Annotated in this window: 19 protein-coding genes; 7 read left to right on the top strand and 12 right to left on the bottom strand. The window is 60.6% G+C overall.

Annotation, left to right across the window (positions count from 1 at the left end; genetic code table 11):
- Position 1: 1 nt before the first annotated feature.
- On the top strand, positions 2-898 hold the full coding sequence (locus tag FQ192_RS06165) for a LysR family transcriptional regulator (RefSeq protein ID WP_149657807.1): 897 nt from the start codon (positions 2-4) through the stop codon (positions 896-898).
- Between the two features lie 110 nt (positions 899-1,008).
- Here the strand turns inward: FQ192_RS06165 and FQ192_RS06160 are convergent, their stop codons facing one another.
- Together FQ192_RS06160 and FQ192_RS06155 are read right to left on the bottom strand one after the other, a co-directional pair.
- Positions 1,009-2,628, bottom strand: coding sequence for an inorganic phosphate transporter (locus tag FQ192_RS06160; protein WP_149657806.1), 1,620 nt, complete (start codon positions 2,626-2,628; stop codon positions 1,009-1,011).
- Positions 2,629-2,977: 349 nt separating this feature from the next.
- Positions 2,978-4,000: a transporter gene (locus FQ192_RS06155; protein WP_149657805.1), complete on the bottom strand. Its 1,023-nt coding sequence runs from the start codon at positions 3,998-4,000 to the stop codon at positions 2,978-2,980.
- A gap of 275 nt (positions 4,001-4,275) precedes the next feature.
- Between FQ192_RS06155 and FQ192_RS06150 the strand changes: the two genes are divergently transcribed.
- A complete protein-coding gene (locus FQ192_RS06150; RefSeq protein ID WP_149657804.1) occupies positions 4,276-5,898 on the top strand; it encodes a methyl-accepting chemotaxis protein in 1,623 nt (540 codons plus the stop codon).
- A 111-nt stretch (positions 5,899-6,009) separates the two neighbouring features.
- Positions 6,010-6,447, top strand: a complete 438-nt coding sequence (locus tag FQ192_RS06145; protein WP_149657803.1) for a hypothetical protein — start codon at positions 6,010-6,012, stop codon at positions 6,445-6,447.
- Here FQ192_RS06145 and FQ192_RS06140 read toward each other — a convergent pair.
- The 3 genes from FQ192_RS06140 to FQ192_RS06130 form a co-directional block, all read right to left on the bottom strand.
- Positions 6,444-7,619 carry a GAF domain-containing sensor histidine kinase gene (locus tag FQ192_RS06140; RefSeq protein ID WP_149657802.1) on the bottom strand — a complete coding sequence of 392 codons (1,176 nt, stop codon included), beginning with the start codon at positions 7,617-7,619 and terminating at the stop codon, positions 6,444-6,446. The genes FQ192_RS06145 and FQ192_RS06140 overlap by 4 nt on opposite strands.
- 309 nt (positions 7,620-7,928) lie before the next feature.
- Complete coding sequence (locus tag FQ192_RS06135; RefSeq protein WP_149657801.1) at positions 7,929-8,234, bottom strand: PepSY domain-containing protein; 306 nt, start codon at positions 8,232-8,234, stop codon at positions 7,929-7,931.
- A 119-nt stretch (positions 8,235-8,353) separates the two neighbouring features.
- A complete protein-coding gene (locus FQ192_RS06130) occupies positions 8,354-9,481 on the bottom strand; it encodes a glycerophosphodiester phosphodiesterase (RefSeq protein WP_149657800.1) in 1,128 nt (375 codons plus the stop codon).
- 236 nt (positions 9,482-9,717) lie between these two features.
- Here FQ192_RS06130 and FQ192_RS06125 point away from each other — a divergent pair, with 236 nt between their 5' ends.
- A complete protein-coding gene (locus FQ192_RS06125) occupies positions 9,718-10,044 on the top strand; it encodes a DUF2025 family protein (protein ID WP_149657799.1) in 327 nt (108 codons plus the stop codon).
- 102 nt (positions 10,045-10,146) lie between these two features.
- On the opposite strand, the gene FQ192_RS06120 is transcribed toward FQ192_RS06125, so the two are convergent.
- Positions 10,147-10,866: a CTP synthase gene (locus FQ192_RS06120; RefSeq protein WP_149657798.1), complete on the bottom strand. Its 720-nt coding sequence runs from the start codon at positions 10,864-10,866 to the stop codon at positions 10,147-10,149.
- Positions 10,867-10,897: 31 nt separating this feature from the next.
- On the opposite strand from FQ192_RS06120, the gene FQ192_RS06115 reads away from it, so the two are divergent.
- Positions 10,898-11,863, top strand: coding sequence for a LysR family transcriptional regulator (locus tag FQ192_RS06115; protein WP_372242326.1), 966 nt, complete (start codon positions 10,898-10,900; stop codon positions 11,861-11,863).
- Here FQ192_RS06115 and FQ192_RS06110 read toward each other — a convergent pair.
- From FQ192_RS06110 to FQ192_RS06100, 3 genes are all read right to left on the bottom strand, one after another.
- Positions 11,860-12,405, bottom strand: coding sequence for a DUF1003 domain-containing protein (locus FQ192_RS06110; RefSeq protein WP_149657797.1), 546 nt, complete (start codon positions 12,403-12,405; stop codon positions 11,860-11,862). The two genes, FQ192_RS06115 and FQ192_RS06110, sit on opposite strands and share 4 nt — an antisense overlap.
- 34 nt (positions 12,406-12,439) lie before the next feature.
- A complete protein-coding gene (locus FQ192_RS06105) occupies positions 12,440-13,522 on the bottom strand; it encodes a diguanylate cyclase (RefSeq protein WP_149657796.1) in 1,083 nt (360 codons plus the stop codon).
- Positions 13,523-13,679: 157 nt separating this feature from the next.
- Positions 13,680-14,288 carry a TetR/AcrR family transcriptional regulator gene (locus FQ192_RS06100; RefSeq protein WP_149657795.1) on the bottom strand — a complete coding sequence of 203 codons (609 nt, stop codon included), beginning with the start codon at positions 14,286-14,288 and terminating at the stop codon, positions 13,680-13,682.
- 214 nt (positions 14,289-14,502) lie between these two features.
- On the opposite strand from FQ192_RS06100, the gene FQ192_RS06095 reads away from it, so the two are divergent.
- A complete protein-coding gene (locus FQ192_RS06095; RefSeq protein WP_149657794.1) occupies positions 14,503-15,552 on the top strand; it encodes an MBL fold metallo-hydrolase in 1,050 nt (349 codons plus the stop codon).
- Between the two features lie 62 nt (positions 15,553-15,614).
- On the opposite strand, the gene FQ192_RS06090 is transcribed toward FQ192_RS06095, so the two are convergent.
- From FQ192_RS06090 to FQ192_RS06080, 3 genes are all read right to left on the bottom strand, one after another.
- Positions 15,615-15,833: an XRE family transcriptional regulator gene (locus tag FQ192_RS06090; RefSeq protein ID WP_256672231.1), complete on the bottom strand. Its 219-nt coding sequence runs from the start codon at positions 15,831-15,833 to the stop codon at positions 15,615-15,617.
- A gap of 11 nt (positions 15,834-15,844) precedes the next feature.
- Complete coding sequence (locus tag FQ192_RS06085; RefSeq protein WP_149657793.1) at positions 15,845-16,162, bottom strand: helix-turn-helix transcriptional regulator; 318 nt, start codon at positions 16,160-16,162, stop codon at positions 15,845-15,847.
- 93 nt (positions 16,163-16,255) lie between these two features.
- Entirely contained in the window at positions 16,256-17,023 is a 768-nt protein-coding gene (locus FQ192_RS06080; protein WP_149657792.1) for a helix-turn-helix transcriptional regulator, read from the bottom strand.
- A 112-nt stretch (positions 17,024-17,135) separates the two neighbouring features.
- Between FQ192_RS06080 and FQ192_RS06075 the strand changes: the two genes are divergently transcribed.
- Positions 17,136-17,945 (top strand): sulfite exporter TauE/SafE family protein, encoded by an 810-nt coding sequence (locus FQ192_RS06075; protein ID WP_149657791.1) that lies wholly within the window; start codon positions 17,136-17,138, stop codon positions 17,943-17,945.
- Positions 17,946-17,951 lie beyond the last annotated feature (6 nt).

The raw sequence follows: 17,951 nt of genomic DNA, 5'->3' as shown, positions 1-17,951 counted from the left end.
CATGAACAAGCTGGAACTGCTGCGCACCTTCGTCCGTGTCAGCGAAATGTCGAGTTTTACCCTCGCCGGCGAGAGCCTTGGCCTGCCTCGCTCAACCGTGTCCGAGCACATCCAGGCCCTGGAAACCCTGCTCGGCACACGCCTGCTGCAACGCACCACGCGCAAGGTCCAGGCGACCCAGGATGGCCTGGCGTTGTACGAGCGCAGCAAGGATCTGCTGTCGCACATGGATGAAATCGAAGGCCTGTTCAAGCAGGACGAGGCCTCGCTGGCGGGGCGGATTCGCATCGACATGCCGAGCATCATGGCGCGGCGCTTCGTAATGCCGCGCCTGCCGGAGTTCATGGCCAAGCATCCGCACTTGGAACTGGAGATCAGCAGCACCGACCGCCGGGTCGATTTGCTCAGCGAGGGGTTTGATTGCGTGGTGCGGGTCGGGGCGCAACCGGATCAATCGGTGGTGGCGCGCCGGGTGTGCGAGTTTTCCATGGTGAACTGCGCCAGCCCGGCGTACCTGGAGCGTTATGGCGTGCCGGAACACCTCGATGATTTAGCCCGGCATCGGCTGGTGCATTACGTCGGTGTGCTGGGTTCACGTTCGGAAGGATTCGTGTACGAGGCGGCGGGGCAAACCCGTCGCGTGCCGATGGCCGGCAGCATCACGGTGAACAACTCCGATGGCTACGAATCGGCGTGCCTGGGTGGTTTCGGTTTGATCCAGGCGCCGTTGCATGGCATGCGGCCGTATCTGCTCACGGGGGAGCTGGTTGAGGTGCTGCCGCAATGGCGAGCCCCGTCGATGGACGTATCACTGCTGTATGCGCGGCAGCGGCATTTGCCGTTGCGGGTGCGGGCCTTCATGGAGTGGCTGGAACACGTTATCCAGGCAACCCACTGACCCCTGTAGGAGCGAAGCTTGCTCGCGAAAGCGGTCTATCAGTCAACATTTACGTTGAATGTTAAGCAGCCTTCGCGGGCAAGCCTCGCTCGTACACGGGGCCGGGCGGGTCAGAACAGTTTGGTGAACAACCAGTACAAACTGCCCGACAACAGGATTGCCGCCGGCAAGGTCAGGACCCAGGCCATCAGCAGGTTGCGGATGGTCTTCATCTGCAAGCCGCCGCCGTTGGCGACCATCGAACCGGCCACCCCCGAGGACAACACGTGGGTGGTCGACACCGGCAAACCGAACATGTCGGCGGCGCCGATGGTCAGCATCGCCACGGTTTCCGCCGATGCACCCTGGGCGTAGGTCAGGTGGGTCTTGCCGATCTTTTCACCGACCGTCACCACGATGCGCTTCCAGCCCACCATGGTGCCCAACCCCAGCGCGATGGCCACGGCGATCTTCACCCACAGCGGAATGAAGCGCGTGGAGTTGTCGATCTGTTGCTTGAACAGTTGCAGCTTGCCGCTGGTGTCGGCGTCGAAGTTGCCGACCTTGTTCTTGTCCATCAGGCGAATGGTTTCGCTGGTCAGGTACATGTCGTTACGCACGTTGCCCACGGCCTCGGCCGGGACTTTCGACAGCGAACCGTAGCCCTTGACCTCGGCGCCGATACGGCCGGTCAGTTCGGCGAGGGCGGGGACCAATTGTGGCGTGGCTTCCTTGCTGCGTACGTAGTCGGAAAGGATCGCTCGCGGATCCGCCGGGGCCGGCTGCGGCGATGCTTTGACCAAGGCTTGCTGGGTGACTTCGGCCACGGCGGCGAACTGCAACGCCTGATCGGCGGGCATGGTGCGGTTCAGCGCGTAGGCCATTGGCAGGGTCCCGACCAGGATCAACATGATCAGGCCCATGCCTTTCTGGCCATCGTTGGAACCGTGGGCGAAGGACACGCCGGTGCAGGTCAGGATCAACAGGCCGCGAATCCACAATGGCGGCGGTGCGTCGCCTTCCGGTGCCTTGTACAGCGCGCGATTCTTGACGAAGGCGCGCAACGCCAGCAGCAACAGCGCGGCACAACCGAAGCCGACCAAGGGCGAGAGCAGCAGCGCGTAACCGATCTTGGTCGCTTGTGCCCAATCCACGCCGCTGGTGCCATCGCGGCCGTGCATCAGGGCATTGGCCACGCCGACGCCGATGATCGAACCGATCAGGGTGTGGGACGACGAGGCTGGCAAGCCCAGCCACCAGGTGCCGAGGTTCCACAGGATCGCGGCGATCAGCAGGGCGAAGATCATCGCGAAACCGGCGGAGGAGCCGACTTGCAGAATGAGTTCCACTGGCAGCAACGCGATGATGCCGAACGCCACCGCGCCGCTGGACAGCAGGACGCCGAGGAAGTTGAAGAACCCGGACCAGGCCACCGCGAAGTTCGGTGGCAGCGAGTTGGTGTAGATCACCGTGGCCACGGCGTTGGCGGTGTCGTGGAAGCCGTTGACGAATTCAAAACCCAGGGCGATCAGCAGCGCCACGCCGAGCAGCAGAAACGGGGTCCAGGTGGTCACCACCGTGCCGAGTTCGTGCATGTCGTGCATCAGGCTGTAAGCGGTGAACAACAACCCGCTGGCCAGTACCCCGAAGAAAATCACCAGGGTGAACAGGCCGGGTTTTTTATTGAGCTGCGGTCTGGCGCTGCTGCCGCTGGCGGGCGCCTGGGCAGTGGTATAGGAAGGAGTAGCCATCACGGACAATCCTGATGAGGGAAGGAGTGTCGCCCATGATCGTTTCAAAATGTGACAGAGAGACTGCGGTGGGTCAGTGTTTGGGTTTTTTGTGTAACCACCCGTCCTGTAATGATCGTTCCCACGCTCCGCGTGGGAATGCCTCCCCGGACGCTCTGCGTCCGCTTTGGGACGCGGAGCGTCCCTGGCTGCATTCCCACGCGGAGCGTGGGAACGATCAACAGCGTGGGAACGATCAACGTCCTGTAGGAGCGAGGCTTGCCCGCGAAGAACGATAACGCGGTCATTCAGATAGACCGAGGCGTTCCATTCGCGGGCAAGCCTCGCTCCTACAGAGGAATGGGGTGCGTTAATAATCCTGGCGCTTACGAAACGCCCAACGCCCGGCAATCAAGGTAAAGGTCGCCACCAGCGCCACCAGAATCCAGAAACCTTCCGGGTCGCCGGAGAGCGGCACGCCACCCACGTTCATCCCGAAAAAACCGGCAATGATGTTGATCGGCAACGCCAGCACCGTGACCACGGTCAGGGTAAACAGCGTGCGGTTGCTCTGTTCGTTGAGGTTGGCGGCGATTTCTTCCTGCAACAGCTTGATCCGTTCACCCAGGGCCGTGAGGTCGTTGATGATCAGCGCAAACTCCTCGGTGGACTTGCGCAGCTCCTTCACGTCTTCCTTCTGCAGCCATTGCGGCGGCCGATTGAGCAAACGCAGCAACGACCCTGGCTCCAGCGCCAGCAGCCGTTGCAAACGCACCAGCACCCGACGATTGGCGCCCAGTTCGGCACGGTTGGTCGACAGTCGCGAGGAGAGTAATTCGTCTTCGATCTGATCGACGCTCTGGCTGGTCTTGCGCACGATCTGCGTCAGCACTTCGCCCTGATCGCGCAGCAGGTGCACGAGCAATTCCAGCGGCGAACGAAAGCACTCGCCGGCCTTCACCGAGGAACGCAACTTATCCACCGAGTGCAGCGGTTGCAGGCGCGCGCTGATGATCAATTTGCTGCGGGCGCAGACCCACAGCGTCGAGACATCCGAGGACACCATGCTGCTGAGGTTGAACACCACATCGTTGACCACCGCCAGCAATGCCGAATCCACATGCTCGATCCGCGTCGAACGCGAGCCCTCGTGCAGCGCCTCGAAAAACTCCTCGGGCAATTCCAGATGACTTTTCATCCAGCGCTCACACGCGGCGTGGGCCAGGTTCAGGTGCAGCCAGAGGAATTCGTCGCTGTCATCCGGTTGCTGCAAACAGCGTAGCGCCTCAGCCGAATCGATCTCCCGGCCGCGCTCACCCGGACGAAAACGGAAGCCGTACAGCAAGCCGAACAAGTCAGTGTCGCGGTGGGTGTGATCGATGCTGTGGTTCATGAGGTCTCGCTGGGAGGAAGTGCCTGTCGCGGGTTTCACAGGTTCACTTGAGCCGCATCATCGCAAGGTCTCTTGACGGTTTTGTGACAGTTGCGTGGCGCGCAAACGTGTGCGCTACCGATGATCGGAATTGATTCAAGAACCGCTCTGGCACGCCGATGACGCAGGTGTTAGGTTGCGCGGCTTCGGCCACGAGCCGGGACCGCAGACAGGGAAGTTTGGACGTCTTTCACGCCCAACCAGGCGTGCCTATTTCCTGTCATGAGTATCACTCGATGCTGCAAAAATCCCTGAGAGCCCAAATCCTCGCATTGCTCGGCGGCAGCCTGTTGGCGATGTTGCTGATCGCCTTGGCCTGCTTTCATTTCCTGTCCAGCGGCGTGCAAAGCTACGCCAATCTGATCGACGGGCCATTGCACACTTCGCAATTGATCGATGAGGCCAACCTGCAATTCAAAGTGCAGGTACAGGAGTGGAAAAACGTCCTGCTGCGCGGCAAGCAGCCGGCGGACCTGGATAAATACTGGAAGCAATTCGAAGACCGCCAGCGCGACGTGCAGGGCATCCTCGGCGAACTGGCCAGCCAGAAAGGCCTGGACGGCCAGCTCAAGACCCGCATCGAACGCCTGCGTGACGAACACCGTCAGTTGGGCAGCGCCTACCAGAAAGGACGCGATGCCTACGTCGCCGCCGGTGCCGACCCAACCGCTGGCGACACCGCCGTCAAAGGCGTGGACCGCGCCACCAGCGATCAGATGAGCGAATTGGTCGGCGAACTGCGCAAGCAGGGCACCGAGCAATCGGCACTGATCAGCGCCGGTGCCGAGCGCACGGTGATGTTGGGGATTATCGTGATGCTCGCCTCGGGTCTGTTGATTGGCCTGTTGAGCCTGTGGCTGATCAACCGCAACCTGGTGGACCCGATCCGCAAACTGATCGACTACGTGGCGCAACTGAGTCAGGGCAAGTTCGCCGACCGCGTGGCCAGCACCCGTCAAGATGAGCTGGGCAAACTGGCCATGGCCGCCAACACCCTGCGCGACTTCCTCGCCGAAACCTTCAACCGTTTGCAGCGCAGCGCCAAGGACCTGGACAGCGCCAGCGGCGAGTTGAACGCCATCGCCGGCCTGATGGCCAGCGGCACCAACGAACAGTTCAACCGCACCGACCAAGTGGCCACGGCGATGAACGAAATGTCCGCCACGGCTCAGGAAGTGGCGCGTCACGCCGCCGATGCGGCACGCGCCGCCGACGATGCCGACCAGTCCGCCCAGCAAGGCGAAAAAGTTATGCAAGGCACCATCCACACCATCACCCAAATGCGCGGCGAAATCGCCAATACGGCCACGGTGATCCGTCGTCTGGAAACCGACAGCGGCCGCATTGGCAAAGTGCTGGAAGTGATTCGCGGCATCGCCGAGCAGACCAATTTGCTGGCGCTCAACGCGGCGATCGAAGCGGCCCGTGCCGGTGAAGCCGGACGCGGCTTTGCGGTAGTGGCCGACGAAGTGCGCAGCCTGGCCCAGCGCACGGCGGCGTCGATCATCGAGATCAACCAGATCATCCAGACCGTGCAAACCGGTGCGGTGGACGCAGCCCAGGCGATTGAAAGCGGTCAGTCGCGCAGCGAAGAAAGTGTCGCGCAAGTGACCGAGGCCGGCGCGATGCTGGAGCGCATCACCCATGCCGTGGAAGCCATCCGCGACATGAACCGCCAGATCGCCACCGCTGCCGAAGAACAGACCTCGGTGGCCGAAGACATCTCGCGCAACCTGACCGAGATCACCACCATCGCCAGCACCAACCTGGACAACGTGCAACGTACCGAAGCCGCCAGCCACAACCTGCACGGCTTGTCGGGGCAGTTGAATGAAGTGACGGCGCGTCTGAGCGCTTAAGCAAAAACACTGTGTACCGGTTCGCTTACCAAACCGGTACACAGTCGATCTCAAGTGCGGCCAGTGGATGTCGATGATGGGTTTAACCTGAACCCACCTAGGATCAATCCCATGGTTAGCATCACCTCGGTTTCCATCAACCAGACCCTTTCCACACCGACCAGCAAAACCGCGATCAGCGACAGCACCGACGACGCGACCTCCGTGACGGCGGCGACCTCCAGCGATACCTCCAAGACTTCCGCGAGCGGTGCCGCGCCGGCGGCGGGTGGCGGCAGTTCGAGCAGCAGCACGGAATCCGACGCGGTGAAGGACTTGCGCAAGCAGATCGCCGAGCTGCAAAAGCAATTGCAGGAACAACAACAGCAACTGCAAGCCGCTCAGGCCAAACAGGAAAGCGCCGATGCCAAAGCCGCCGATGTGGCCGCCGCGCAATCGCAGATCGCGACCACCTCGGGTTCATTGCAGACCGCTACGGCGGCGTTGTTGCAGGCGTTGCAGCAGGAGGGCAGCAGCACGTCCGGGTCGATGGTCAGTACGTCGGCTTAACTCGCGGCCGGCAGGCTGAAGGTAAACAGCGTGCCGCTCTGCGCCGTGGACGCCACGTGCAGTTGGCCGCCATGGGACTGGGCAATCTGACTGGCAATGTAGAGGCCCAGCCCGAGGCCGGCCTGGGGCGTGTCGCGGGTCGGTCGCGAGTAGGGCTGGAACAGATGGGGCAGCACGGCTTCGGGGATCGTCCCCTGATTTTTCACCGCCAGCATCAAGGCACCCTGATCCACCTGCGCAATGACTTCGATGTCACCTCGGACATCGCCATGGGCAATAGCATTGGCCAGCAGGTTGGAGAGCAATTGCGCGACACGCTCGCGATCGCATTGGACGTCTCGCAGGTCGCCGATCGACGCGCGGATGACCCGTTGCGGGTGCACGCCCTGGATCTCTGAAATCACATGCTGTAGCGCATCGCCCAGGTCCGGGCAGGTCGCGATATCGAGCGGGATGCCATTGCCCAGGCGGCCACGGGCGAAGTCCAGCACGTCGTCCACCAATTGCGCGGCACGTCGGGCGCTGGTGAGGATGTGCTGCACCAGTTTGTCGCTGGCCGGATTGGGGGATTTGCGCTGGAGCATTTCGGCGGCGGCGCTGATGGCGAACAGCGGGTTGCGCAAGTCATGGCCGAGCACGGCAATGAACTGTTCGCGCAGTTCGGCGGTTTGCCGTTCCTGCTGCAAGTCCGCTTCGGTCTGTTGCAGGTTTTCTTCGGCTTCGATCTGCAGCGACAGCACCCTGGCGAACGACTCCATGGTGGTCTGGATCGCGCTGCTCTTGAGCTCGGCGGGGTTAGGGTCGAGGGCGCAGATGGTGCCGAAGAAACGCCCGTCGGTACGGAACACCGGGACCGAAATATAGCTTTCGAACTGGTACAGGCGCGGGGTGTGATGATCGCGGTACAGCGGGTCTTCACTGGCCTTGTCGATCACTACCGACACATGGGCCTGGCGAATTTCATGGCACAGGGTGGAGACCACATCCAGTTCGCCGCCGACCTTGAGGCCGAAGTCCAGTTGATCGAGCACGGCGCAGGCCGTCCAGGAATCCTCGGTGACACGGGCCACGGCGGCAAAGCGCAGGCCGGTCATTTCCCGGATCACCTGAAGAATCGCCGGCACGGCGCTGATGCGGCCGATGGTGGTGATGTCTGCTGCCGCTGTTTGCATGTTTCTTGTTCTCTGCTTGAACGCCGTGGACGGATTCTAGCGATCCTGGCGCGCGCAGGCACAAAAAAACGCACGACCGGATGATCGTGCGTTTTTTTGGATTTCGCATAACCCCTGTAGGAGCGAAGCTTGCTCGCGAAAGCGGACGATCAGCCAACATTGATGTCGCCTGATTCACCGCTATCGCGAGCAAGCTTTGCTCCTACAGGGATTGGGGTGTGTCAGTCACATCAATGCTGGATGTGCTGCCGCCTTCGCGAGCAAGCTTCGCTCCTACAGGGATGGCGGTGATCCACAGGGATTGGGGGATTATGTGTCTTGTTTGTTGCTCAGGACTTTGCCGGTGGCGGCATCGAAATCCACGTCCCATTCAACGCCTTTGGCATCTTTCAATTCGACTTCGTATTCATAGCCGTTGAAGTGGTTGTCCAGATCGGTGTCGGTGATGGTCGCACCCGGATGCAGTTTCAGCGCTGCCTGGCTCATTTCTTCCAGTGGCTTGATCTTGCCGCTTTTGACCAGCTCAGGGATCTGGTCGACGCGGATGTCAGCCTGGGCCATACCGGCAGTGAGGGTCAGGGCAGCGGCGGTGAACAGGGCAGTCAGGGTTTTCATAAAAGTCTTTCCTTGGGGTGATCTGTTTAAGTGGGCTCAGGTTAACCGGCGCAACTTAATTCACCCTTAAAAACGGCCTTCGCGAGCAAGCTCGCGAAGACGTTAATGCGGTGCGCCGATCAGTAGCCGTTGTTCTGCAGCAATTGCGCCACGGTGCCCGCCGCCGGGCGTTTGTAGAACTTGAGCAATTCGCTGGCGCGGTTGGTGAAGATACCGTCGACACCGGCGTCCATGACTTTCTGATAATCCACCGCATCGTCGATGGTGTAGACGTGCACCAGCAGGCCCTGATCGTGGGTGAACTGGTTCATCCATGGCTTGACCAGGTCCGAGTAGCTCTGATCGCCGCCCTTGGTCAACGCCGCCGAAGGACCGGTGCCGATCGCGCCCTGGGCCTTGGCGTACTCGACCCATTGCTGGAATTCGGCTTTGCTTTTCGGCTCTTGCTTGGCGTAGTAAGTGGCTTTGTCCTTGTCGCCGGACTCAGCGAAGGTCACTTTGGATTTCGGCTCGATGCTGCCGTCACCGACCCACAGCAACAGGATCTTCGGCACGTTCGGCATTTCTTTTTGCAGCAGTTCGAGGCTGCTCTTCTCGAAGGTTTGCAGCACGACCTTGCCTTTGCCCTGGCCGACCGCAATCTCGCTTTTCGCCAGTTTCGAACCGACCGGGCTCAGCCAGCCGCGATCCTGGAGTTTTTCCTTGAGGTCGCGCTCGATGCCGGGGAATTGCTTCGGCTCTTTGGTTTCGATGTACAGGCCGGGTTTGTGCAGCGGGTTGCCCTGGGCGATGTCGATGATTTCATCGAGGGTCAGGATTTTCAGGCCGACGTAGGAAGGACGCGCGCGATCCGGGTAAGCGGTGTTGAACCAGCTGCCAGCGTCGAGGGTTTTCAGCTCGGCGATGGTGAACTGATTGGCCGGGGCGTCCTTGCGCTCGGGGAACTTGGTGGCGACGTCGGTGGTGCGCTGCAGGTTGTTGTCGTGCAGGGCAAACAGCACGCCGTCCTTGCTGCGCTGCAGGTCCATTTCCAGGTAGTCGGCGCCCAGGTCGCGGGCCAGTTTGTAGGACGCGGCGGTGGATTCCGGGGCATCGAAGGACGCGCCACGGTGGGCAATCACGGCCGGATGCGGGATGCCCAGCGTGGTCGCACGCGCGGTGGGGCTGGGCTGGTTGGCGGCCTGTGCCTGGCCGAGGCCGAGCAACAGGCTCAGTACCAAGGCGCTCTTGGTGAAGGTAGCAGGCATGGTCGAGGTCCTTTCGCAGAGGTTTTCAAAGACGTACCTTTTAACAACTGAGCGCCGGGAGCGCCATCGCCAGACCGACATAAACGTGTTTAAAGCGATTTTTTTCAGCGCTTTTGTGCGGTTCTTTGCAGTACTCTTGGCCCCGGCAGTTTCCCCGGCAGAGGGAAGCCCGTTCCCCAGCCCTTGCGTGTAAACCATCGATCACCGGTCCCTTTGCGACCTTTTGTGAGGTTTATATGCGCATCACTTCCCAGCTCATCTGCCAGGCCGCCGACCAACTCAAGGGCTTCGTCGGCCTCAATCGCAAGACCGGCCAGTACATCGTGCGTTTCAGCGAAGACGCCTTCGGCATGGACGTGGCGGATGACGGCATCATCCCCACCAGCGAATTCGTCTGGGCGCCGGGACCCGAGCAGGCGATGACCCTCAAGCGTGAGCTGATTCAGCTGTTGCTGGATCAGAATATCGATGACCGGATCAACATCACCGAACCGTTGCGGGTGTATATGAACCGGCTGGAAGTGCCGGAGATTTCGGCGGTGCGCAGTTTGGTGAGGGGGTAACGTCAAAAGATCGCAGCGTTCGGCAGCGCCTACCGGGGATGTGTACACCCGAAGGCTGCGATCTTTTCCGCAGTTAAACCGAGATGACGGGGGGCGGGGCGATCATGTTTTCTGCCTCGCGCAGGCATCGATCAGGGCTCCCACCAATGGCGGCAACGTTCCTTTGAGCGCAGCACGTTCCGGCTGGAACAGGGTCGCGACAAAGAATGGATGACCTCTCAGTTCCACCGCCCGCAAATCTCCATCCGAATCGTGACCCACGGCGTTGAGTTGCCCGCTTAACAGCGCCTGCTCGAACTGCGGATTCACACCGTAGCGGCAGCGATAGCCTTCGTGAATCTCGGACGTTTCATACGCCGTGGCGAGCAACGAACCTTCAACCAGGTGAATGCTGTCGACGGCCTCCACCAGCGAACAGGTCAGCGGCGTGAGCAGCGCCCGTGCGGCGTCGGGGGATGTCTCGCCGTGCTCGGCATCGGCCCAGCCCAACACATTGCGCGCGTATTCCAGCACTGCGTGTTGAAAACCACCGCAGGTGCCGAGGAAGGGGCGTTGGTGTTCGCGGGCAAAACGGATCGCGCGTAATGCGCCGTCCATGTCGCGATAGGGGCTGGCAGGCACACACCAGAAGCCATCGAAGTGTTCCAGCGGCGTACCGGCATGGATGCGGTCGGTGGCCAGCCATTGGAATTGCACGTCCCGGCCCGAGTGTTCGGCGGCCATGCCGAGGGCAATGGGGATGGCTTGATGGGCGGTGACTTGCGGGTCGTAATCGCCGATCAAGGCGATGCGGATGGGATGGTCAGGAGAAACAGAGTCCATGTGATTTTCCTTGTCGGCTGAGATCTGCAAAATGGCGACCAAACCTGTGGCGAGGTTGTTCGTTTCTGGCAGTCACTATAGATTGGCGTTCGCGCACTCAATATTGGCGTTATCCCAATTGATCAATGCACCGACGCACTATCGGCTGGACTACCCGGACCTGGCCCTGATCCTTGCCCTGGTTCGCGGCGGCTCTCTGGCCCGGGCTTCCCAGCTCTTAAAGGTCGACGTATCGACGGTGTTCCGGGCCGTGCGCCGCTTGGAAGCCGCGCTAGGTCAACAATTGTTCGAAAAGAGCCGCGCCGGTTATCTGCCGACGACCTTGGCCCAGACCCTGGCCGAACAGGCGGAACGCGCCGAACAGGCACTGGACGCGGCGCGTGTCGGCGTGGAGCAGGGTGGTGAAATCATCAGTGGCACCGTGCGCCTGACCTGTACCGACTCCGTCCTTCAAGAGTTGCTGCTGCCGGCGCTGGCGCAGTTCATGCCGGCCTACCCGGCGCTGAACATCGAACTCAGCACCTCTAACGACTTCGCCAACCTCAGCCGCCGGGATGCCGACATCGCCCTGCGCCTGACTCGCACACCGCCCGAACACTTGGTCGGTCGATGCCTGGCGCAGGTGTCGTACCGGGTCTGTGGCAGTGCGGCCTATCTGAACACCGTCGATCCCACCGATCTGGCAGCGCTGACCTGGATCGCCCCGGACGACTTCCTGCCGGACCACCCGACCATCGCCTGGCGCCGCCAGCAATGGCCCGGCGTGGTGCCGGGTTATCGCTGCAACAGCCTGTTGTCGGTGACCGGGTTGGTGCGGGCGGGGCTTGGCGTCGCGGCATTGCCGGACTTTCTGATCGACGAGGGTTTGCAACCGTTGACCGGGCCGTTGCAGGGCTGCGACACGGCGCTATGGTTGCTGACGCGTCCGGACTGCCGCGCCTTGCGCTCGGTGGTGACGTTGTTTGACGAGCTGGGGCGAGCGCTGCGCTTGCCTTAGATCGGCGTTTTGGGTTCGTCCTTGCGCACAAAGTGCTGATGCATTTCCGACGTCAGGTTTTCGATGCGTTCGGTCAAGGCCTTGGTCATTTCGGTGAGGCGGGTGTTCTGTTCCAGCAGTTCCAGCAATTGCGCGGTGTTCTGCGCAGCCTGCGTCTGGCGCTCGCTGTTGGCGACGGCCAAGGCTTCGCGGTGTTGCGCGTCGGCGTCAGACTGGGCTTTGTCTCGCGCGGCCTGACGGGTCTGGGCCAGCAGGATCAACGGCGCGGCGTAGGCTGCTTGCAGGCTGAAGGCCAGGTTGAGCAGGATAAACGGGTAGACATCGAAGTGAGTCACGCCCGCCAGGTTGACGCCGATCCAGATAGCCACGATCAGGGTTTGCGCCCCGAGAAACGTCGGCGTGCCGAAGAACCGTGCAAACGCCTCGGCGCGCAGGGCGAATTTGTCATTACCGAAGGTCGGCGCCAGATGAGCGTGAGGGCGGTGGAAGCGCAGGTGATCTACGGGGGCGGCTGGTTGGGTGTCGGACTTGGTGGAATTCATGGTGCGCTCGGCAGGGAATCGGGACTAGGGATCACTATAGTCCTGCGTAAGCGTCGATTGGCTGAATCGATGTTGAATGACTCGACGCCATGCTGATCTTGTTACGGCCGGTGTTTTTTGCGGTGTAGAGGGCTTTGTCGGCGTCGTTGAGCCAGGCAATCGCGTCGGCGAAAGGCGTTTGGTACGCGGCCAGGCCAATGCTCAGCTTGATGCGCAGTTCGGGCGCGTGCGGGTGGCGATATTCGTTGAGCACTTCGCGCAATCGTTCCATCGCTTCCCTGGCTTGCTGCAATGACATGTTCGTCAGGATCACGCAGAATTCGTCGCCGCCATAACGGCCGGCCAGATCACTGTCACGCAGGGTGCGCTTGAGCTCCACGCTCAATTGCCGCAGCACCGTATCGCCGACGATATGCCCGTAGGTGTCGTTGATCGCCTTGAAATGATCGATGTCGATCAGGGCAATCACCGACGCGACCTGGTTCTGCCGGCATTGCTCGAACTTGACGTGCAACAGGTCCTTCCAGGCGCCGTGGTTGAGCAGGCCGGTCAGGCTGTCGGTGCGGCTCAACGCGCTCAAGGTGCGTTTGTGTTCGGCGAGTTTGAACGCCAGTCGATAACACACCATTCCCACTGCCAACGGGTAAAGAGTCAGCGACGGCAGGCAAGCCCACACCTGAATCGGCGTGGCCCTCGGGGTAAAGCCGATGCCGAACAGGAGCCAGGCAACAATGACGCCGACTATTTGCGCCAGGGCGCCGTGCAGAAACAACCTCGGGCCACCGGCGGCGACGTTGTTCATCGTCATCATGGACAGAATGGTGACGGTCACGATCGGGTTGAACTGAGCGGCAGCCGCCCAGAAGCCGCCGAACAGCGAGTCGCAAATGATGTTGCGGCGTTCGGCGCGATAGGGAAACGGTGACCGGGTGGCCATCTGGTAGGCGAGATGTGGCCAGACGAAGCCATTGAGCAGCATCAGCACCCAGACCCAGCCGGGCAGGTTCAATGGATAAAGCGCGGCGGTCACACAGATACAGCCGATGCCCAGACCGACCGTTCTGGGCATGTAGATGCGTCGGGCAAACGAAAGGCCCTTGCCGCGTTGGTTTTCCATAATTCCCTGCGCCAGATTCATTCTGAAACACTTTGCCGTGTTTTATTCAGAGTTACCGTTCATCGGTAAAGCGGCTGACATTGTCATTTATTCCAACGGGAATAATCAGTGTCCTTGGGAGCCATTTAACACGGGCGCAGGCGTGGCGGGACTTGTTCTAGAGCTGGTAGCAGGCCAGGAACATGTCCATGGCCGACTCGACGACCGTGCTTTGTACCTCGGGCGAAAGGCCGGTCTGGCCCATGGAAATCTGCGGCCAGAACCCGAAGGATTTGAGCAAACCCTGAACCTGCTGTGCAGCAAATTCCGGGGCGACCGGTTTCAGTCGGCCATCGGCCTGGGCGGCGCGAATCCACAGGGTCAGGCCCTCTTCGCGTTCGCCCATGCGGGTGATCATGTTCTGCGCACGTTCGGGGGAATGGATGGTCGCGGCTATGGCGACCCGCGCCAGGTCGAGAAAATTGTTATCACCCATCATCTGCATTTTCGCCAACAGGAGCTGCCGAAGCTGATCGCGCAGGGGCAGGTCAGGGCGGTACGAGGTGTCCTGTTCTTCCGTAACCCGCGCCCATAACTGGTTGAGAATTTCGGCAAACAGCTCTTCTTTGCTCGGGAAATGGTTGTACACCGTGCGCTTCGACACACCTGCCGTGGCGGCGATCCTGTCCATGCTGGTGATCTCGAAACCGTTGGTACGGAATTCGGCAATCGCCGCCTGGATGATGGCTTCGCGTTTTCGGTCGGTCAGGCGTTGTGGAGCTGTCATAAGTACGCTTCGGCAGGAAAAGGTGGGAATTACACTCGGCAGTTTACTTGTCATCAGGATTGATGCAACCTAGAAACTACACTGTGCAGTGTAATCCGCTGTTAATCCTGCACGGCTAAAAACAGATCTTCGGCTGATGCGTGCGTGCCTTGGCCATTTAACGTCCCAAAGCGGAAACCCGTGAATCGCGCGGTTTTTCTGGAGTCATTCCTTCATGGCCAATACAAATTCCTCTGCACAAATCGCCATCCGACCTGAAGCCTCTCGTCAGGTAGAAGGGCATTTCCGAAATCACCAACCGGTCCAGCGCGAAGGCTTTCGCAAAATGCTGCGCATCATGTGGAACATGATCTTCCACAAACCTCGCAGCACCCGCCCGAGTGCTGCCATCCCGGTGCACACCCTGACCCAGGCCGCGTTGATCGCCGCTCCGAACCACAGCGTCTACCGCCTCGGTCACTCCACGGTACTGCTCAAACTGCGAGACAAATTCTGGATCACCGACCCGGTATTCGCCGAGCGCGCCTCCCCCGTGCAATGGGCCGGCCCCAAGCGTTTCCACCAGCCGCCGATCAGCCTGGAAGAATTGCCGCCGATTGAAGCGGTGATCCTGTCCCATGACCACTACGACCACCTTGATTACAACGCGGTGCTCAAACTGGCGGACAAGACCAAATACTTCCTCACGCCGTTAGGTGTGGGCGATACCCTGATCAAGTGGGGCATCGATGCCAGCAAAGTTCGCCAACTGGACTGGTGGCAGGGCACTGAAGTCGATGGCCTTCAATTCATCGCCACACCGTCGCAGCACTTCTCCGGTCGCGGCCTGTTCGATGGCAACAGCACGCTGTGGGCCTCGTGGGTGATGATCGACGGCAACACCCGGATCTTCTTCAGTGGTGACACGGGCTACTTCGACGGCTTCAAACGCATCGGCGAACAGTACGGCCCGTTCGACCTGACCCTGATGGAAACCGGTGCCTACAACGTCGAATGGCCACACGTGCACATGCAACCCGAACAAACCCTGCAAGCGCACATCGACCTCAAAGGGCGCTGGCTGCTGCCGATTCACAACGGCACCTTCGACCTGTCGATGCACGCCTGGTACGAACCCTTCGATCGCATCCTGGCGCTGGCCTGGGAGCGGAACGTGTCGATCAGCACGCCGCAGATGGGCGAGGCGTTCAACGTGATGTATCCGCAGCGCGGCAGCCCTTGGTGGTCGGAACTGGAAAGCGTTGGCGATCAGGTGACGGCGTAGAGCGCTTGATGATGTGGGACCGAGCCGCCTGCCATGGAGGCGGCCCGGGTCTCATCATTCCGTTAGCGAGGCTCATCCTGTCGCTGATTCAGGTGCCCCGAGATCTTTGCCATGGTCACATCTCGACGTTGTCCTAGAAGCACTTCATCGAGATCCGCCTGAGACAGCCCAAGCTTTTGCGCCGCTTCGGCATTGCTTAGTTCACCGGCTTTCAGAAGCATGCCTATTTTCATCACGTATTCGGCTTTGGCTCGCACGGCCCCTGCATCGATATCACTCATCTGCGGACACCTCACTCAACCATCGCATAATCCGGCCGCGCCACCGGATTGGGTGTCGCCCCCTTCACATTCATCCCCCTGCCTGGCGCAAACCCGGGGAAGAACACCAGTCCTTCCGATTCAAACCGATACGCCAACGCCAGTCGGGTGACATCCAGCACGTCGCGTTCGGCCTCGAATCGTTCTATGGCGTCCACGGACACCCCGGATTCCCGAGACAGTTCTTCCACGCTCCAACCCAGCATCGCTCGGGCCTGGGCGCTGTGGGCCGGGGTGAATTGGAAGAGGGCGATACGTTCCAGGGTGATTTTCATCGCAAGAGAGGCCATGGTGTTCTCCGGGCTCGAGAGTGCTGATTCAAAATGTACTGTGTTTTTGTACAGTTGTTTTGATCCCGGATCAAACGCATTTTTTGATTTGTGCTATTTCGCCGCATCCATCCAGACGGACGGTGCCTGCCCCAGTACCCGGCGAAACATCGTCGAGAACGCCGCCGGGCTGTCGTAGCCGAAGTCCACGGCAATCCGCGTCACCGGCGTCCCCACCGCTAGCCGCGCCAGGGCCAGCACCACGCACGCTTGCTGGCGCCATTGGCTGAAACTCAGGCCGGTCTGTTGGCGAAACAGGCGGTTAAAGGTGCGCAGGCTGATGTGCAACTGATCGGCCCAGTGCTGCGGCGCTTGATGGATGTTGGGCTGCTGGAGAAACGTCTGACACAACCCGAGCAATCGTCCTTCGACGGGCAGCGGAATATGCAGCGGCAGATGAGCGCTACGGGCCAGTTCGTGCAGCAACAAGTCGATCAGCACACCGTCGCGCCCGGACTCATCGTAGGCCAACGGCACCTCTACAGCCTCCATCAATAGATGCCGCATCAACGGCGACACACTGATCACCTGGCAACGACTGCCCAGATCAACCGCCGCCGGCTCGATGTACAAACTCCGCGTACTCACCCCGAGCATCAACACTTCATGGGCCACCCCGGCCGGGATCCAAACCGCCCGTTGCGGCGGCACCACCCAGTTGCCATCGTGGGTGCTGACCTGCATCACGCCAGTGGCGCCATACAGGAGTTGTGCCCGTCGATGTGTATGAAGGGGCAACACATGACCGTGGGAATAATCCGTACCGATCGCCACCACCGGTCGCGGGGTGTCGTCCAGCAGATTGATCGAAACATTGCGCATCGGGCGATATCCAGCAGTTGGCGTAAACGCGAGCATTATTGGCTGACTTGCTGAAGCAGGCCAAGCGGCACCGCTTTATCGTCGACCGCTCCCTACTATTGGACGATGCGCGATGTTCTACCTCTTACTGACACTGTTCGGCTGCATGACCGGCATCACCGCCGTGCTGTTCGGCTTCGGCGGCGGCTTCGTCGTGGTGCCGTTGCTGTATCGGATGCTCATGGCCAGCCATGGGGCCGACGACCCCATCGGTCAATCGGCAATGCACATCGCCGTTGCCACTTCGACTTGCGTAATGATCGTCAACGCGCTGATCGCCACCGGAAAACATCAGCGCGCCGGTAGCCTGATTCGCCATTATCTGTGGCCGTTGGGTGGGTACATCGGGTTGGGCGCGATGGTCGGCGCTGTTGCAGCGATGTGGGCCAAGGGTGAGGTGATTCGCTATGCCTTCATCGTGTACTTGGGCATTACGATTCTGGACTGCCTGTTCAGGCGCGGTTTTCTCACGCACTCGGGTAACGCAATCCCACGACGATTGGGAAGGGTGGAGGTATCTGGTGTAGGAATCGGCGCTATCGCCACCTTTCTCGGCGTGGGCGGCAGCGTCATGACCGTGCCATTGTTGAGGCGATGCGGCCTGAGCATGACCCAAGCCACATCCATGGCCAACCCACTGAGTTTGCCCGTGGCCTTGGCCGGGACGCTGACTTACATGGCGATGGCCGGGTTCACCGAGTTTGATCTGGGGCCGTGGTTTGTGGGGTATGTGGATGTGTTGGCGTTTGCGATATTGGGGGCTGGATCGATTATCGGCATGAGGCTGGCTACGCCTTGGATCGGGCGGATACCTGATCGCATACATGCTTGGGTCTACATCGGTTTGCTGCTTTTAGTGATGCTTGGTATGTGGGTTAATTAAGTACAC

Origin of the sequence: Pseudomonas sp. ANT_J12 (genome assembly GCF_008370045.1) — a bacterium.
In the GTDB taxonomy this organism is placed as follows: domain Bacteria; phylum Pseudomonadota; class Gammaproteobacteria; order Pseudomonadales; family Pseudomonadaceae; genus Aquipseudomonas.
The sequence above is the reverse complement of the archived record's forward strand: the minus strand, read 5'-3'. Positions and strand labels throughout refer to the sequence as shown.

What these genes read in the sequence shown, in the direction of transcription:
- FQ192_RS06165 (WP_149657807.1), top strand. Translation starts at nt 2, where the DNA reads ATGAACAAGCTGGAACTGCTGCGCACCTTCGTCCGTGTCAGCGAAATG.
- FQ192_RS06160 (WP_149657806.1), bottom strand. Translation starts at nt 2,628, where the DNA reads ATGGCTACTCCTTCCTATACCACTGCCCAGGCGCCCGCCAGCGGCAGC.
- FQ192_RS06155 (WP_149657805.1), bottom strand. Translation starts at nt 4,000, where the DNA reads ATGAACCACAGCATCGATCACACCCACCGCGACACTGACTTGTTCGGC.
- FQ192_RS06150 (WP_149657804.1), top strand. Translation starts at nt 4,276, where the DNA reads ATGCTGCAAAAATCCCTGAGAGCCCAAATCCTCGCATTGCTCGGCGGC.
- FQ192_RS06145 (WP_149657803.1), top strand. Translation starts at nt 6,010, where the DNA reads ATGGTTAGCATCACCTCGGTTTCCATCAACCAGACCCTTTCCACACCG.
- FQ192_RS06140 (WP_149657802.1), bottom strand. Translation starts at nt 7,619, where the DNA reads ATGCAAACAGCGGCAGCAGACATCACCACCATCGGCCGCATCAGCGCC.
- FQ192_RS06135 (WP_149657801.1), bottom strand. Translation starts at nt 8,234, where the DNA reads ATGAAAACCCTGACTGCCCTGTTCACCGCCGCTGCCCTGACCCTCACT.
- FQ192_RS06130 (WP_149657800.1), bottom strand. Translation starts at nt 9,481, where the DNA reads ATGCCTGCTACCTTCACCAAGAGCGCCTTGGTACTGAGCCTGTTGCTC.
- FQ192_RS06125 (WP_149657799.1), top strand. Translation starts at nt 9,718, where the DNA reads ATGCGCATCACTTCCCAGCTCATCTGCCAGGCCGCCGACCAACTCAAG.
- FQ192_RS06120 (WP_149657798.1), bottom strand. Translation starts at nt 10,866, where the DNA reads ATGGACTCTGTTTCTCCTGACCATCCCATCCGCATCGCCTTGATCGGC.
- FQ192_RS06115 (WP_372242326.1), top strand. Translation starts at nt 10,898, where the DNA reads ATGGCGACCAAACCTGTGGCGAGGTTGTTCGTTTCTGGCAGTCACTAT.
- FQ192_RS06110 (WP_149657797.1), bottom strand. Translation starts at nt 12,405, where the DNA reads ATGAATTCCACCAAGTCCGACACCCAACCAGCCGCCCCCGTAGATCAC.
- FQ192_RS06105 (WP_149657796.1), bottom strand. Translation starts at nt 13,522, where the DNA reads ATGGAAAACCAACGCGGCAAGGGCCTTTCGTTTGCCCGACGCATCTAC.
- FQ192_RS06100 (WP_149657795.1), bottom strand. Translation starts at nt 14,288, where the DNA reads ATGACAGCTCCACAACGCCTGACCGACCGAAAACGCGAAGCCATCATC.
- FQ192_RS06095 (WP_149657794.1), top strand. Translation starts at nt 14,503, where the DNA reads ATGGCCAATACAAATTCCTCTGCACAAATCGCCATCCGACCTGAAGCC.
- FQ192_RS06090 (WP_256672231.1), bottom strand. Translation starts at nt 15,833, where the DNA reads ATGAGTGATATCGATGCAGGGGCCGTGCGAGCCAAAGCCGAATACGTG.
- FQ192_RS06085 (WP_149657793.1), bottom strand. Translation starts at nt 16,162, where the DNA reads ATGGCCTCTCTTGCGATGAAAATCACCCTGGAACGTATCGCCCTCTTC.
- FQ192_RS06080 (WP_149657792.1), bottom strand. Translation starts at nt 17,023, where the DNA reads ATGCGCAATGTTTCGATCAATCTGCTGGACGACACCCCGCGACCGGTG.
- FQ192_RS06075 (WP_149657791.1), top strand. Translation starts at nt 17,136, where the DNA reads ATGTTCTACCTCTTACTGACACTGTTCGGCTGCATGACCGGCATCACC.